16 protein-coding genes are annotated in these 15,327 nt (G+C 61.9%); 13 read left to right on the forward strand and 3 right to left on the reverse strand.

Features of this window, described 5'->3' with window-relative positions:
- Positions 1-7 precede the first annotated feature (7 nt).
- From BJ928_RS14300 to BJ928_RS14360, 13 genes are all read left to right on the forward strand, one after another.
- Positions 8-1,363 carry an aspartate aminotransferase family protein gene (locus tag BJ928_RS14300; RefSeq protein ID WP_047630015.1) on the forward strand — a complete coding sequence of 452 codons (1,356 nt, stop codon included), beginning with the start codon at positions 8-10 and terminating at the stop codon, positions 1,361-1,363.
- A 2-nt stretch (positions 1,364-1,365) separates the two neighbouring features.
- Positions 1,366-2,649: an aspartate aminotransferase family protein gene (locus tag BJ928_RS14305; protein ID WP_047630018.1), complete on the forward strand. Its 1,284-nt coding sequence runs from the start codon at positions 1,366-1,368 to the stop codon at positions 2,647-2,649.
- A gap of 6 nt (positions 2,650-2,655) precedes the next feature.
- The gene (locus BJ928_RS14310) at positions 2,656-3,711 is read left to right on the forward strand and encodes a homoserine kinase (RefSeq protein ID WP_052227546.1); all 1,056 of its coding nucleotides are present in this window, start codon (positions 2,656-2,658) and stop codon (positions 3,709-3,711) included.
- Positions 3,712-3,728: 17 nt separating this feature from the next.
- Complete coding sequence (locus tag BJ928_RS14315) at positions 3,729-4,115, forward strand: 5-carboxymethyl-2-hydroxymuconate Delta-isomerase (protein WP_047630020.1); 387 nt, start codon at positions 3,729-3,731, stop codon at positions 4,113-4,115.
- Between the two features lie 42 nt (positions 4,116-4,157).
- Positions 4,158-5,675: a 5-carboxymethyl-2-hydroxymuconate semialdehyde dehydrogenase gene (gene hpaE, locus BJ928_RS14320; RefSeq protein ID WP_047630021.1), complete on the forward strand. Its 1,518-nt coding sequence runs from the start codon at positions 4,158-4,160 to the stop codon at positions 5,673-5,675.
- 37 nt (positions 5,676-5,712) lie between these two features.
- On the forward strand, positions 5,713-6,693 hold the full coding sequence (hpaD, locus tag BJ928_RS14325; RefSeq protein WP_047630022.1) for a 3,4-dihydroxyphenylacetate 2,3-dioxygenase: 981 nt from the start codon (positions 5,713-5,715) through the stop codon (positions 6,691-6,693).
- 67 nt (positions 6,694-6,760) lie between these two features.
- The gene (gabD, locus tag BJ928_RS14330; RefSeq protein WP_047630477.1) at positions 6,761-8,215 is read left to right on the forward strand and encodes an NADP-dependent succinate-semialdehyde dehydrogenase; all 1,455 of its coding nucleotides are present in this window, start codon (positions 6,761-6,763) and stop codon (positions 8,213-8,215) included.
- Between the two features lie 23 nt (positions 8,216-8,238).
- Positions 8,239-9,111, forward strand: coding sequence for a fumarylacetoacetate hydrolase family protein (locus BJ928_RS14335; RefSeq protein ID WP_047630024.1), 873 nt, complete (start codon positions 8,239-8,241; stop codon positions 9,109-9,111).
- Positions 9,111-9,914 carry a 2-oxo-hept-4-ene-1,7-dioate hydratase gene (hpaH, locus tag BJ928_RS14340; protein ID WP_047630025.1) on the forward strand — a complete coding sequence of 268 codons (804 nt, stop codon included), beginning with the start codon at positions 9,111-9,113 and terminating at the stop codon, positions 9,912-9,914. The genes BJ928_RS14335 and hpaH overlap by 1 nt, the downstream gene beginning before the upstream one ends.
- Before the next feature lie 12 nt (positions 9,915-9,926).
- The gene (gene hpaI / locus BJ928_RS14345; protein ID WP_047630027.1) at positions 9,927-10,733 is read left to right on the forward strand and encodes a 4-hydroxy-2-oxoheptanedioate aldolase; all 807 of its coding nucleotides are present in this window, start codon (positions 9,927-9,929) and stop codon (positions 10,731-10,733) included.
- 166 nt (positions 10,734-10,899) lie between these two features.
- Complete coding sequence (locus BJ928_RS14350) at positions 10,900-11,688, forward strand: SDR family oxidoreductase (RefSeq protein WP_047630030.1); 789 nt, start codon at positions 10,900-10,902, stop codon at positions 11,686-11,688.
- 16 nt (positions 11,689-11,704) lie between these two features.
- On the forward strand, positions 11,705-12,484 hold the full coding sequence (locus BJ928_RS14355; protein WP_047630033.1) for a MoaF C-terminal domain-containing protein: 780 nt from the start codon (positions 11,705-11,707) through the stop codon (positions 12,482-12,484).
- A gap of 7 nt (positions 12,485-12,491) precedes the next feature.
- The gene (locus BJ928_RS14360; protein WP_047630035.1) at positions 12,492-12,881 is read left to right on the forward strand and encodes a nuclear transport factor 2 family protein; all 390 of its coding nucleotides are present in this window, start codon (positions 12,492-12,494) and stop codon (positions 12,879-12,881) included.
- Positions 12,882-12,921: 40 nt separating this feature from the next.
- On the opposite strand, the gene BJ928_RS14365 is transcribed toward BJ928_RS14360, so the two are convergent.
- The 3 genes from BJ928_RS14365 to BJ928_RS14375 are packed head-to-tail and all read right to left on the reverse strand — an operon-like array spanning position 12,922 to position 15,326.
- Entirely contained in the window at positions 12,922-13,866 is a 945-nt protein-coding gene (locus BJ928_RS14365; protein ID WP_047630037.1) for a helix-turn-helix domain-containing protein, read from the reverse strand.
- 11 nt (positions 13,867-13,877) lie between these two features.
- Positions 13,878-14,594: an SDR family oxidoreductase gene (locus tag BJ928_RS14370; RefSeq protein WP_047630039.1), complete on the reverse strand. Its 717-nt coding sequence runs from the start codon at positions 14,592-14,594 to the stop codon at positions 13,878-13,880.
- A gap of 15 nt (positions 14,595-14,609) precedes the next feature.
- On the reverse strand, positions 14,610-15,326 hold the full coding sequence (locus tag BJ928_RS14375) for an ABC transporter ATP-binding protein (protein ID WP_047630042.1): 717 nt from the start codon (positions 15,324-15,326) through the stop codon (positions 14,610-14,612).
- Position 15,327 lies beyond the last annotated feature (1 nt).

The raw sequence follows: 15,327 nt of genomic DNA on the forward strand, positions 1-15,327 counted from the left end.
ATTTGACATGCGTGAGACCAATTTCATCATCGAAAACAATGCCCGCCACCTGTGGCATCCGATGGCTCATCCCGCGGAAATGCAGGCCAACCCGCCGCGCATCATCAATTCAGGCGAAGGCGTCGAAATCGTCGATATTCAGGGCAAGAAGGTGCTTGATGCCGTCGGCGGCCTCTGGAACGTCAATCTCGGCTATTCCTGCGAGCCGGTGAAGAAGGCGATCCGCGACCAGCTCGATGAGCTGCCCTACTACTCGACGTTTCGCGGCACGACCAACTCGCCGCTGATCGAACTCTCCTACGAACTTGCCGAATGGTTCAAGCCGGATGGCCTCAGCCGCTCCTTCTTCACCTCGGGCGGCTCGGATTCGGTCGAGACCTGCCTGCGGCTGGCGCGCCAGTTCCACAAGGTCAACGGCCAGCCGGAGCGCACCAAGTTCGTCGCACTAAAAAAGGGCTATCACGGCACGCATTTCGGCGGCGCTTCCGTCAACGGCAACCAGAACTTCCGTCGCAATTACGAGCCGCTGCTCCCGGGCGTCATCCACCTGCCCGCCCCCTTCACCTATCGCAACCCCTTCAACACCACCGACGATGCCGAGATCGCGGCGGCGATCGGCAGGCTCTTCGAGGATGAAATCGCCTTCCAGGGTGCCGACACCATCGCTGCCCTCATCGTCGAACCGGTGCTCGGCGCCGGCGGCGTGATCGTCCCGCACGAAACCTTCCTGCCGCTGATGCGCGAGATCTGCGACCGGCATGGCATTCTCTTGATCGCCGACGAGGTCATAACGGCGTTCGGCCGCACCGGCGCCTGGACCGGGTCGCGCCTCTGGGGCGTACAGCCGGACATGATGTCGACGGCAAAGGCGATCACCAACGGCTACTTCCCCTTCGGTGCCGTGATGATCTCCGACAAGGTGGCGCAGGTCTTCGAAAGCAACAAGGGCCCGCTCGGCAGCATCGGCCACGGCTACACCTATTCCGGCCATCCGGTCGGCGCGGCCGCAGCCCTTGCCACCTTGAAGGAAACCAAGCGCCTCAACGTCGCCGATAATGCGGCCGCTCGCGGCGAAGAGCTGCTCTCCGGCCTGAAGGAGCTGCAGGACAAGCATGAGCTGGTGGGCGACGTGCGCGGCAAGGGCCTGATGTGCGCCCTCGAACTCGTCAGCGACCGCACAAAGAAGAGCGGCGCTGCCAAGGACGTCATCCAGAAGGTGCAGGACGCCACCTATGATGCCGGCGTTCTGGTGCGCACCTCGGGTGCCAACGTCATCATGTCGCCGCCGCTGATCGTGACCGCGGAAAATGTCCAGACGATGCTGACCGCGCTCGACGCAGGTCTCACTGCAGCACGGGGCTGATCATGTCCGACAATGCAGCCCTTATCGCGCGTCGTGAACGGCTCTTAGGCCGCAACATGTCGCTCTTCTACGACGACCCCGTGCATCTCGTGCGCGGGGAAGGCGTCTGGCTCTGGGATGCCGACGGCCGCAAATATCTCGACTGCTACAACAACGTGCCGCATGTCGGCCATTGCCATCCTCACGTCGTCGAGGCGATCACCCGGCAGGCGTCGATGCTGAACACGCATACGCGCTACCTGCATGAAGGCATTCTCGACTATGTCGAGCGGCTGACTGCAACCTTCGACAAGAGCCTCAATGCCGCGATCCTGACCTGCACCGGCAGCGAGGCGAACGACGTGGCCCTGCGCATGGCGCAGGCGGTGACCGGAAAGACCGGCGTCATCGCCACGAACCACACCTATCATGGCAATACGACCGCGGTATCGCAGCTATCGACCCGCATGCCGCCGGTTGGCGGTTTCGGCGGCCATGTCCGCCATGTGCCGGCTCCCGACAGCTACCGTCCGCTCGGCGGCGAGGGCGGAGACGCTTTTGCGACGGCCTTCGCAGCCGAAGTCGAGAAGGCAATCGCCTCTCTTCAAGACACACCGCACGGCTTCTCGGCCATCATCATCGATCCGTTCTTTGCCAACGAAGGCTTTCCGGATCTGCCGCCGGGCTTCCTGGATAAGACGGTTGCTGCCGTGCGCAAGGCCGGCGGCCTCGTGATCACCGATGAGGTGCAGCCCGGTTTCGGCCGCACAGGCTCGCACATGTGGGGCCACCAGCACGCGGGCATCGTTCCCGATATCGTGACACTCGGTAAGCCGATGGCCAATGGGCATCCCGTCGGCGGCGTCATCGCCAATGTCGATACGATCAATGCCTTCCGCAAGGCATTCCGCTATTTCAATACCTTCGGCGGCAATCCGGTCTCCTGTGCGGCTGCCATGGCGGTGCTCGATGTCATCGAGAATGAAAAACTCGTCGAGAATGCCCGCAATGTCGGCGAATACACCCGCGATGCCTTCAAGCGGCTGGCGCAGAAGCATTCGATCATCGGCGATGTGCGCGGCAGCGGCCTGTTCATGGGCACGGAATTCGTTCTGGACAGGCAAACGAAGGAGCCGGCCACTGCCGAGGCGACACGCATCATCAACACCATGCGCGAACGCGGCGTGCTGATGGGCAAGATCGGCATTCACCAATGCGCTACGAAGATCCGCCCGCCCATGCCGTTCACCCGGGAAAATGCCGAATTCATGTTGTCGATCTTCGACGACGTCCTGTCCGGCCTGTGAGGCGATATGGCTGATCAGCTGCCGCAAAACATCCGCGACGCCTTGCAGAAGCGCGCGCTGGAGGCCCTCGACCATTGGCCGGTGCAGGCGCACGAGCCGGTCCTGATGAAATATCGGGAGAACGCCGTCTTCCGCATTACGCTGGAAGACGGGCAATTCGCCGCCCTCCGGTTGCACCGACCGGGTTACCATGACGAGACGAGCCTGCGTTCGGAACTACATTTCATGGCGGCGCTCAAGCTAGGCGGGCTCGACGTCCCGAGCCCGGTTCCAACGACAAGCAGGCAAAGCCTCGTTCGCCTGGGGGCCAACAGGCATTTTCCCGAACAGCATGCCGATGTGGTGAGCTGGATCGATGGCGTTCCGCTTGGCCAGAGCGGCACGCCGCTTTCGCAATCGACTGAAATGCAGGAGGCAATCTTCTTCCGCATCGGTCAAAACATGGCCGCCATGCACGCGCTTGCCGATGCCTGGGAACCGCCGGAACGCTTTCGTCGTCCGGCTTGGGACGTCGACGGCCTGGTCGGCGAAAAGCCACTCTGGGGCCGCTTCTGGGATTGTCGCGGCCTTTCGCCTGAGAGCATTATCGCGCTCTCGGCACTACGCCACGAGCTGCGCCGCGCCCTCGCTTATGCGGACAGTGAGAGCCTCGACTACGGACTGATCCATGCCGATCTCGTACGGGAAAACATCTTCCTGACAGGAACTGACGGCAATGTCGCCTTCATCGATTTCGACGACGCGGGGCACGGTTTCCGCCTGTTCGATCTGGCAACGACGCTGCTCAAGAACCGCAACGAACCCGCCTATCCGGCAATCGAGAGAGCGCTGATATCAGGCTACCGCAGCCGGCGAGCACTCTCCGACGCGGCTCTGGCGAGCCTGCCTCTATTCATGGTGCTGAGGAGCCTTACATATATCGGATGGCTCGCCGAACGCCCGGAAATTCCCGACAGCGCCGAGCGCCTGTCGCGCTACGTCAATGAAAGCCTGGAGATGGCAAGAAAGCTGACTCTGCCGCTTGACATCTTCAACATAATTGTTAACGTGTTAAGTAAATAGGAGATCGGGAGGACTTAATGCCACATCTCGCCATCGAATATTCGGCTAATCTAGAGGGCCGCGCCGATATCGGCGCGCTCTGCGAGCGGCTGCTGAAGACAGTTCTGGATACCGGTCTTTTCGAGGTCGGGGCCGTACGGGTGCGCGCCTTTCGCGCCGAGCATTACGCCATCGCCGACAAGCTGCCTGAAAACGCCTTCGTGGATCTGAACTTCCGCATCGGCAAGGGCCGTACGGACGACGAAAAGAAGCGCACAGGTGAGGCGATCTTTGCAGCGGCCATCGACGTCCTCGGCCCCCTCTTTGAGACGCCGCATTTCGCCCTCTCGCTGGAGATCCGCGAGATCGATGCGGAACTGAGTTGGAAGAAGAACGCCATTCACCCGCGTCTACGCGGCAAGTGACACCTCCCTTCGCGGGACGACGTAACACCAAAGGAATAGACGATGTCCAAACTGCAGGAAAACATCGCAAAGGCCGAAGGCTTTCTGGCCCGGTTCAAGGATAGCGGCGTACTCAACCGCATCAATGGCGAGGATGTGCGCGCCGATGATGGTTCCACCTTCGAGACCATCTCCCCCATCGACCTGAAGCCGCTCGCAACCGTTGCCCGCGGCAAGGCTGCCGATATCGATCGCGCCGCAAAGGCTGCAAAAGCCGCTTTCGCCGAATGGGCCGCCATGCCGGGCGACGCGCGCAAGAAGCTGCTGCACAGAATAGCCGATGCGATCGTGGCCCGCGCCGAAGAGATCGCCTTCGTCGAATGCATGGACACCGGGCAGTCGCTGAAGTTCATGGCGAAAGCCGCCCTGCGCGGCGCGGAAAACTTCCGCTTCTTCGCCGACCGCGCACCGGAAGCCCGTGACGGCAAGGCGATCCGCGCCGAGGGCCAGGTGAACCTGACGACCCGCGTGCCGATCGGCCCGGTCGGTATCATCACGCCCTGGAACACCCCTTTCATGCTGTCGACCTGGAAGATCGCGCCGGCGCTTGCCGCCGGATGCACCATCGTCCACAAGCCGGCCGAGTTCTCGCCGCTGACCGCGCGCCTTCTGATTGACATCGCCGAGGAAGCCGGCCTGCCGAAGGGGGTCTGGAACCTCGTCAACGGCTTCGGCGAGGATGCCGGCAAGGCTCTGACGGAACATCCCCTGATCAAGGCGATCGGCTTCGTCGGCGAAAGCCGCACCGGCTCGATGATCATGAAGCAGGGCGCTGATACGCTGAAGCGTGTGCATTTCGAGCTTGGCGGCAAGAACCCGGTCATCGTCTTTGCAGACGCCGATCTGGAGCGCGCCGCCGATGCGGCCGTCTTCATGATCTACTCTCTGAACGGCGAGCGCTGCACCTCGTCATCGCGCCTGCTGGTCGAGGAAAGCGTCTACGACAAATTCACCGCGATCGTCGCTGAGAAGGCCAAGCGTATCAAGGTCGGTCATCCGCTGGACCCGGAAACCGTGGTCGGCCCGCTCGTTCATCCCGTGCATGAAAAGAAGGTGCTGGAATATATCCAGATCGGCCGTTCGGAAGGTGCTACGCTTGCCGCCGGCGGTGAGAAGGTCAACGGCCCTGGCGGCGGTTGCTATGTCTCCCCCACCCTGTTCACCGGCGCCAACAACCAGATGCGCATCGCCCAGGAAGAGATCTTCGGGCCGGTGCTGACTGCCATCCCCTTCAAGGACGAAGCCGATGCGCTTGCCCTTGCCAATGACGTCCAATACGGCCTCACAGGCTATCTCTGGACGTCGGACGTCACCCGCGCTTTCCGGTTCACCGATCATCTCGAAGCCGGCATGATCTGGGTGAACTCAGAAAACGTCCGCCATTTGCCGACCCCCTTCGGTGGGGTCAAGAGCTCCGGCATCGGCCGCGACGGCGGCGACTGGTCTTTCGATTTCTACATGGAAACCAAGAACATCGCCTTCGCCACCAAGCCACACGCCATTCAGAAACTCGGCGGCTGAGCCGCCAACACATAAGTACGCATAAGAGGAGGAACAAATGCCCCTGCCGAAACCCAATCTCTACCCGCCCTTCAACATCGTCCGCCTCAGCCATGTCGAGTTCGGCGTCATCGATCTTGCCAAGTCCCGCGCCTTCTATGTCGATACGCTCGGCCTGCAGGTGACGGACGAAACGGCCGATACGATCTATCTCCGGGCGCTGGAAGAGCGCGGCCATCACTGCATCGTGCTCAAGAAGTCCGACAAGGCCGAGGCGCGTGATCTCGGCTTCAAGGTCTTCAGCGACGAGGATCTCGACAAGGCGGCGCATTTCTTCAAGGGCAAGGATCTGCCGGTGGAATGGGTCGAACGCCCCTATCAGGCGCGGACCTTCCGTACCCGCGACCCGCACGGCATACCCCTTGAATTCTATTCGAAGATGGATCGCCTGCCGCCGATCCACCAGAAATACGCGCTTTACAAGGGTGTGAAGCCGCTGCGCATCGACCACTTCAACTGCTTCTCGACCAATGTCGACGAGAGCGTCGCCTTCTATAACGAGCTCGGCTTCCGCGTGACCGAATATACCGAGGATGCGGAAACCGGTCGCCTCTGGGCGGCCTGGACGCATCGCAAGGGCGGCGTCCACGACATCGCCTTCACCAATGGCCGCGGCCCGCGCCTGCACCACACCGCCTTCTGGGTGCCGACGCCGCTCAACATCATCGACTTGCTCGACCTGATGGCGACGACCGGCTGGGTTGCCAATATCGAGCGCGGTCCGGGCCGCCACGGCATCTCGAACGCCTTCTTCCTCTATATTCTCGATCCGGACGGCCATCGCATCGAGATCTATTGCTCGGACTACCAGACCGTCGATCCTGACCTGGAGCCGATCAAATGGGATCTGAAAGATCCGCAGCGCCAGACTCTTTGGGGCGCACCCGCTCCCAAATCCTGGTTCGAACATGGTAGCCTGTTTGCCGGTGCGGAAGTGGCCGAGCCTGACCTGAAGGCACAGCCGATTATCGCGCCTTAAGCGTTACCCTTGAGAGCGGGTGAAAATGCCCGCTCTCATCAGCGTTCGAAAGCGCGAGGAGGCAGTCATGAATCTGAAAGACGCAACATTGTTCCGACAGGCGGCATTGGTCGGCGGCGAGTGGATCGAAGCCGATCCATCCAATGCGATCAAGGTCGACAATCCGGCCACGGGCGAGATCATCGGTCTCGTTCCCAATCTGGGCGCCGCCGAGACAAAGAAGGCGATTGCCGCAGCCGAAGCCGCGCAGAAGGAATGGGCCGGCCGCACCGCCAAGGAACGCTCCGGCATCCTCCGGCGCTGGTTCGAGCTGATGATGGAAAACCAGGATGATCTCGGACGCATCCTGACGGCCGAACAGGGCAAACCGCTGCCCGAAGCCAAGGGCGAGATCGCCTATGGCGCAAGCTTCGTCGAATGGTTTGCCGAAGAGGCCCGCCGCGTCTATGGCGACATCATTCCCGGCCACCAGAAGGACAAGCGCATTCTGGTCATGAAACAGCCGATCGGCGTGGTCGCGGCGATCACCCCCTGGAATTTCCCGAATGCGATGATCACCCGCAAGGCCGGGCCGGCCTTTGCCGCCGGCTGCGCCATGGTGCTGAAGCCCGCCTCGCAGACGCCGTTTTCGGCGATCGCGATTGCGATCCTGGCCGAACGCGCCGGCCTGCCCAAGGGTCTCTTCAGCGTTCTGACAGGCTCGGCCCGCGCCATCGGCGCCGAAATGACGGGTAGCCCTGTCGTGCGCAAGCTCACTTTCACCGGTTCGACCGAAGTCGGCGCCGAGCTCTACAAGCAGAGCGCGCCGACCATCAAGAAACTCGGCCTGGAACTCGGCGGCAATGCGCCTTTCATCGTCTTCGACGACGCTGATCTCGATGCCGCCGTCGAAGGTGCCATGATTGCCAAGTTCCGCAATAACGGCCAGACCTGCGTCTGCGCCAATCGTCTCTATGTGCAGGACGGCGTCTATGATGCCTTTGCGGAAAAGCTCTCCAAGGCCGTCAATTCGCTGAAGACCGGCAACGGTTTCGACGAGGGCATCAATCTCGGACCGCTGATCGACGAGGCAGCCCTTGCCAAGGTCGAGGAGCATGTCGCCGATGCCCTTTCCAAGGGAGGCCGCGTCGTTGCCGGCGGTCATCGCCATCAGCTCGGCGGACGCTTCTATGAGGCAACCGTGCTTGCCGACGTCACACCCGCCATGGCCGTTGCGAAGGAAGAGACCTTCGGGCCGGTGGCTCCCCTCTTCCGCTTCAAGGACGAGGCCGACGTCATCGCCCAGGCGAACGACACCGAATTCGGCCTCGCCTCCTATTTCTATGCCAAGGACCTCGCCCGCGTCTTCCGTGTCGCGGAAGCGCTGGAATACGGCATGGTCGGGGTCAATACCGGCCTGATCTCGACGGCCGAAGCGCCTTTCGGCGGCGTCAAACTCTCAGGCCTCGGCCGCGAGGGATCGCGCTACGGCATCGAGGAATTCACCGAAATCAAATATGTCTGCCTCGGCGGCGTCGTCTGAGGTCAAGAGAAGGCCATGAAAGCATGACCCATCCAAGATTCCTGTCTTTTTCGAGAAGCGGCCGTCACGGTTACGGGCTTGCGGTCGACGGCGGTGTCGTCGACCTCTCCGCCCGCCACGGCGCGACCTGGCCGACGCTGCGTGAGGTGATCCAGGCTGGCTGCCTCGCTCAGCTCGCGGAGGAAGCCAAATCGTTGAAGCCGGATTTCGCGCTTGACGACATCCGCTTCGAGATTCCCATCCCGTCGCCGGAAAAGATCATCTGCGTCGGGGTCAACTTCCCCGACCGCAACGAGGAATACAAGGATGGGCAGGCTGCCCCCTCCAACCCCTCGCTCTTCATCCGCTTTCCGCGGTCCTTCACCGGCCACGACCAACCGCTGATCCGGCCGCCGGAAAGCCCCCAACTCGACTACGAAGGCGAGATCGTCATCGTCATCGGCAAGGGCGGCCGGCGGATTGCCGAAGTCGATGCCTTCAGCCACATTGCGGCTCTCTCGCTTTGCAACGAAGGTACGATCCGCGACTGGGTTCGGCACGCGAAGTTCAACGTCACCCAGGGCAAGAATTTCGACAATACAGGCTCTATCGGCCCCTGGTTGATCCCCTTCACCGATGCGGCTCAGCTAGATGACATCGAGCTCAAGACCCGCGTCAACGGCGAGGTCCGCCAGAGCGACCGCACCAGCCGGATGATCTTCTCCTTCCGCAAAATCATCAACTACATCTCCACCTTCACCACGCTCGTCCCCGGCGACGTCATCGTAACAGGCACGCCGACCGGCGCCGGCGCCCGCTTCGACCCGCCGATCTGGCTGAAGCCCGGCGATGTCGTCGAAGTCGAGGCCGATGGCCTCGGCATCCTGAAAAACACCATCGCCGACGAGGTGCTCTGATGCTGTCGCAAGATGAAATCCAGGCCGCAGCTGAGAGCCTCGACCAGGCCGAGCGGACGCGCCTTCAGACCGGGCTCCTGTCGCTGAAGCACCCGCAGATGACCATGGACGACTCCTATGCCATCCAGAGTGCATGGGTGAAGAAGAAGATAGCAGCCGGCCGCAAGCCGATCGGCTGGAAGATCGGGCTGACATCGAAGGCGATGCAATATGCCCTCAATATCAACATTCCCGATTCCGGCGTGCTCTTCGACGACATGATCTTCGAAGACGGCGCGACCGTGCCGGCTGATCGCTTCATCCAGCCACGCATCGAGGCCGAAATCGCTTTCGTCATGAAGGCGCCGCTCAGGGGGCCGAATGTTTCGATCTTCGATGTGCTGAATGCCACCGACTATGTCACGCCGGCGCTTGAGATCCTCGACACCCGCATCCTCCGCGTCGATCCTGACACGAAGAAGGCCCGCACCATCGTCGATACCATCTCAGACAACGCCGCCAACGCCGGCATCGTCACCGGCGGCCGCGCGGTGCGGCCCGACCAGATCGACATGCGCTGGATGGGCGCGATCGTCAGCCGCAACGCCGAAGTCGAGGAAACCGGCCTTGGTGCTGGCGTTCTTAACCAGCCTGCACGCGGCATCGCCTGGCTTGCCAATCGCCTGTCGCAATATGGCGACGGCATCGAGGCCGGCCAGATCGTGCTTGCCGGTTCGTTTATCCGCCCGATCGAGGCGCGGCACGGCGATACGATCAATGCCGATTTCGGTCCCTACGGATCGGTCAGCCTGTTCTTTGCATGAAGGAGTGAACTCATGCCGGCGCCCAAGAACCACTTCAAGCAAGCCCTGAAGGAAGGGCGGGCGCAGATCGGCCTCTGGCAGGCGCTCGCCAATGCCTACACGGTCGAGATATCAGCTGGCGCCGGTTACGACTGGCTGCTGCTCGATGCCGAGCACGCGCCGAACGACGTGCCGCTTCTCGTCTCGCAACTGCAGGCGATGAAGGGCACATCAAGCCATGCGGTGATCCGTCCGCCGATTGGCGAGACCTGGATTATCAAGCAGCTGCTTGATATCGGCGCCCAGACACTGCTCATTCCCATGGTCGAAAGCAAGGAAATGGCCGAGGCCCTGGTCAGGGCGATCAGATATCCGCCGCACGGTGTGCGCGGCGTCGGCGCAGCTCTTGCCCGCGCTTCTGCTTTCAACCGCATTCCGGACTACCTTGCGACGGCCAATGACGAGATCTGCCTGCTCCTGCAGGTGGAAAGCCGAGCCGGGCTTGCAGCGCTCGACGACATCGCCTCGACGGAAGGCGTTGACGGCGTCTTCATCGGCCCCGCCGATCTTGCCGCCGACATGGGCTATCTCGGAAAACCCGGTGCGCCAGAGGTGCAGGCAGAGGTCGAGAAGGCTCTGGCAAAAATCCAGTCGCACGACAAGGCAGCCGGTATCCTGATCGGCGACCTCTCGCTGGCCAAACGCTATCTCGAACTTGGTGCGACATTCGTCGCGATCGGCAATGACGTCACCCTGCTTGCCAATGCCACGACCAAACTCCTCGACGACTTCAAGAAAGCCGACGCCGCCAAGCCGCCGGCGGACGCTAAGGTCTATTGATCGCCGACACCGCCCTCCCCGGCGTCGCATGACCTTGTCCCTCATCGCGCAAATTATCGGCCTTGAGGATGCATTGTGCACGCTCAGTCAAAACGGACTGCACAGCTAGACGCGACGCCTTCGCAAGCATCGGCCATGATGATCCAGAAAGCCAAGAGGAGGAAACATGCGTTTCAAGAACAAGACCGCCCTGATCACTGGCGGTGGTACGGGCATCGGCGCTGCAGTTGCGCGCCGCATTCGGCAGGAAGGCGGCAATGTCGCGCTCGTCGGCCGTCGTCCCGAGCCGCTGCGAGCGGTGGCCGAGGAGATCGGCGCAACCATCGTGGCAGCCGATGCGGCCGACGGAGCCGCGATGAAGGCTGCCGTAGAAAAAGTGGTCGAGACCCATGGCGGCCTCGATATTCTGATTGCCAATGCCGGCGGCCATGGCGTTGGACCGACGGTCAGCATGTCGGACGAGACCTGGGATCTTGCCGTGCGTCTCAACCTCAACACCGCCTTCGTCAGCGCCCGCGAATCCCTGCCTCATCTCATCAAGAACCAGGGCAATATCGTCGTTCTCGCCTCGATCGCCGGGCTGTTTGCCGGCCCGGATGCGGCCGGCTACGTCACGATGAAGCACGGCTGCATCGGGCTCGCGAAATCGCTGGCGCGCGACTACGGCCGCAAGGGCGTACGCACCAACACCGTCTGCCCGGGTTGGGTGACGACCGCCATGGCCGACGAGCAGATGGAGTTCATCGTCGAGAAATACAAGCTGAACAGCATCGAGGAAGCCTATGCGCTCGTCACCAAGGACGTGCCGCTTGGCCGGCCGGCAACCGCCGAAGATGTCGCCAATGCCGTCTGCTTCCTCGCCTCGGGCGAAGCATCGATGATCAATGGCGCGGTCCTGACTGTCGACGGCGGCGCGGGCACGGTCGACCTGCCGACACTTGCTTTTGTAGAATAATGGGGAGGAGATACCGATGAACCAGAATCCCAAGGACTGGAAAACCTACGACGAATTCGCCTATGGCATCGACACGAACCGCCTGCCGGCGACGGAGGCTCTTGCCGGCTCGTCTCACAAGATTTCGTTCGACGACGGCCGCACGCTGGAGCTTGCCTTCGCCAAGGGTGAAGTCAAATGGTCCGACGGCAAGGGCAGCGGCACCGATCTCTCGGAAGTGATCGAAGTCGCGCCCAAAACCTATTTCATCGAGATCATCTTTGCCGGCCGCCCCAAGGAAGCCGAGACGCTGATCCTCAATGTCGAAACGCGCCGCGTCCTTTCCATCTATTCGATCGTTCGCGATCTCAAGGAATCCGTTGGCGAACCGCAGGTCGCTCAGATCTTCCGCGCCGGTGTCATCGATGGTGGTACGGCGAGCGGGCCGGTGCCGCATGAGAGCCGCGATCTGATCGGGCTCAGGGCGCACTTCACCTACAGCCCCAACCACGTTTACGAGCACACCTATCTCTCGTCGCAGCGCTATGCCTGGCAATGCCTCGTCGGCGTGCAGCGCGGCCATGGCGATGTCGATCTCACGACGACCTTCAAGTTCGACGACAATCTCTACATCTTCACCTTCCGCGAATTCAAGATCGCGGTCGCATCCACCTTCTTCTACAATTTCAATGATATGCGTTCGACAGGCAAGTTCCTCGGCATCACCGGTGACGGCCGTATCCAGAACAGCCCGGCCGGCGCCTTCATCCGCAAGGCCTCGACGACCTATTACCTGCCCGGCCAGGAACCTGTGTGAGGACACAATGCGTAGAGCATTCGATATCGTAAAGGCGCATTACGACGCCAACGACCGCCGCGACATGGATGGCATGCTCGCCGACATCGCGCCCGATTGCCGCTGGACGGAGATGGATGGCTTTCCCTGCGCCGGCACCTATGTCGGACCGCAGGAGATCTTCAAGAACGTCTTCCAGGCACTCGGCCAAGCCTTCGACGGATACAGCTTCAAGCTCGAACGTCTCCTCGACGCCGGCGAAGAAGTTGTGGCCGTCGGTGACTACAGCGGCACGAACAAGCAGACCGGAAAGGCCTTCAAGGCTCGCGTCGTGCATGTCTGGGGCGTCGCCGGAGACAAAATCCGGCGTTTCGAGCAGTTCACCGATACGCTGAGAGTGGCCGAATCCATGCAATAAGAAACCTGGTGGCCCGGCTACGGCCGGGCTACCTCATCCGCTAGAACATGCTGGCCTTGCGCCATTGCGACGGCGAAACGCCATAGCGATGGCGGAATGCGCGCGAAAAATGCGCGCTGGAGGAAAAGCCGAGGGCGAAGGCAATTCCGGATATTTCTCCGGCATAGCCGTTAGCTTCCCGCAATTGCGCCGCAGCTTTCTGCACGCGCAGGTCCCAGATGTAGTCAGAAGGCGTCAGGCATTCGACTGCGAACGCGCGGTAGACGTAGCGCACCGAGCAGCCCATGCGGCGCGCAATCAACGCCACGGTCAGATCAGGCCGCTCCAGATTGATATCGATGAAATCCTTGATCCGCTGCAGCAGCACGCCAAGCGGATTGGCCATGGATTTTGCCTGCAGCAGATCGGCGCCGATCATGGTGCGCACAAGCTCAATCATGGTCTGGCCAACGCTTGTGCGCCTGGCCTCATCGAGATGATCAATCTCGTGGATGGTCGAGTCCATCAGCGATAGAAGTATCCGGCACATTCCGTCCTGCTCGGCGTGTGCCGTGAAGGGCTGTGTCAATCGGTCCACGGCCGTCGTCGGCAGTGCGTGACGCGGCAATTGCAGCAGCAGTTGGCGGACTTCTGTGCTGTTCGTCAGCATGTAGGGACGACTGGGATCGTAGATGACAAGTGCGTTCCGCGAGACGGGCGCATGCAACCCGCCCTGCGTGAGCGCAGCGCTGCCCTCGCTCTGCACAAGCAACTTGATCGCATCGGGATCATCAGGACCCGCCGTCACATGGTCGCCGAAGACGACATGCCGGTCAGCCTCCAGTCGCGTCAGCCGGCAAGCTCCCAATATGGCAGACGTCATGCGGCTCTTGTTTTCGTCTGCCGTGCCGAAATCGAGCCGGACATTGCCGAAGAGATTGCGCGCCAGCCCCGCGAACGCTCTGCCGCTGGCGCTGTGAACATGCCGTTGAAGTGCTGCGGCCATGGGTGCTGTCCTCAAGAGGTAAGATAACCGCCATCGACCGGCAGGCAGGCGCCGGTGATGTAGCGCGCCGCATCGGACGACAGAAAGACGGTCGCATCGGCGACCTCCTCGGAAGCGCCCCAGCGGCCGGCCGGAATGCGCCGCAGGATCGGAGTCGAGGCGCGCTCGTCGGCGAACAGTCCGCGGCTCAAGGGCGTGACGATCCAGCCGGGCGCCACCGCGTTCACGCGGATGTCGGCTTGGGCGTATTCCTGGGCCAGCGATTTCGTCAGTTGCACGATCGCGCCCTTGCTCGCGGCATAGGCAGGCCGATCGGCCGCGCCGAAGGTCGAGTACATTGATGCTATATTGACCATCGCCGACCCCGCCCGCATGCGCGGACGCGCCAGACGGCAGCAGTCCATCACCGATGTGAGATTGATCGCCATCACCTCGTCGAATGCAGCCTTTTCCCATTCGCCCCGATCGCGGCTGACGCCGGTGCAATTAACCAGCACATCGATCGTTTCGACCGAAGAGAAGAAAGCTTCGAGCGAGCCGGGCTTCAACACGTCCACCTCGAGATTGTCAATCCGACGGTTTGCCGGCGCCAACAAGGCGCCGAGTCCGAAACTCAACACGCGCGCGCCAAGATCGGCAAAGCGTTGGGCGGTCGCCGCCCCTATGCCCGATGTGCCGCCTGCAACCACGACGGTTCGCCCGGCAAAAAGGTCAGCAGAGAACGTCATGAAGGCTCCTTTGCTTCAGCTTGCCAGATAGGCGCCGTGCAGAATGTCTGGCTGCGCCTTGAGCGTTGTGGCGGAGCCTGAAAAGACCAGACGCCCCCGCTCCAAGACGAGAGCCTGATCGGCGAGATCGAGCGCGAGATTGGCGAACTGCTCGATCAGCAAGACGCCGATGCCGCGGGCTGCGGCTATCTTCAGCGCTTCGGCCAGACGCTTGACGACCGCCGGCGCCAGACCGAGCGACAGCTCGTCGACGATCATGAAACGCGGCTTGGCGATGAAGGCCTGCGCCATCGCCACCATCTGCTTCTGACCGCCGGAGAGATCCGATGCCGATTGGCGCCGCCTCTCCGAAAGCTCGGGAAAGATCTCATAGGCATGTGCCAGCCCCTCTCGCCGCGCAACAGCAGATCCCTCCAGCGCCGCCACGAGAATATTATCCTCGACGGAAAGCTGCCCGAGCACCCGATGCCCTTCGGGCACGAGCGCAAGACCTGCGCGGCGAATGCGGTCTGGTGAAAAGCCTTCGAGCGCCGCACCTCGGAGACGAACCGAACCACCGCGCGGCAGGACGCCTGCCATAGCCATGACAGTGCTCGACTTGCCGGCCCCGTTGGCGCCGAGCAACGTCGTGATCTTGCCCGCCGCGACCGAAAAGGAAACACCATGAATGACGCGTTTGCCTCCACGCTCGACATGGAGATTTTCGACGCTGATTTCGGATGCAGTATTCATG

Origin of the sequence: Rhizobium sp. WW_1, assembly GCF_003610155.1 — a bacterium.
Lineage (GTDB): Bacteria > Pseudomonadota > Alphaproteobacteria > Rhizobiales > Rhizobiaceae > Rhizobium > Rhizobium tropici_A.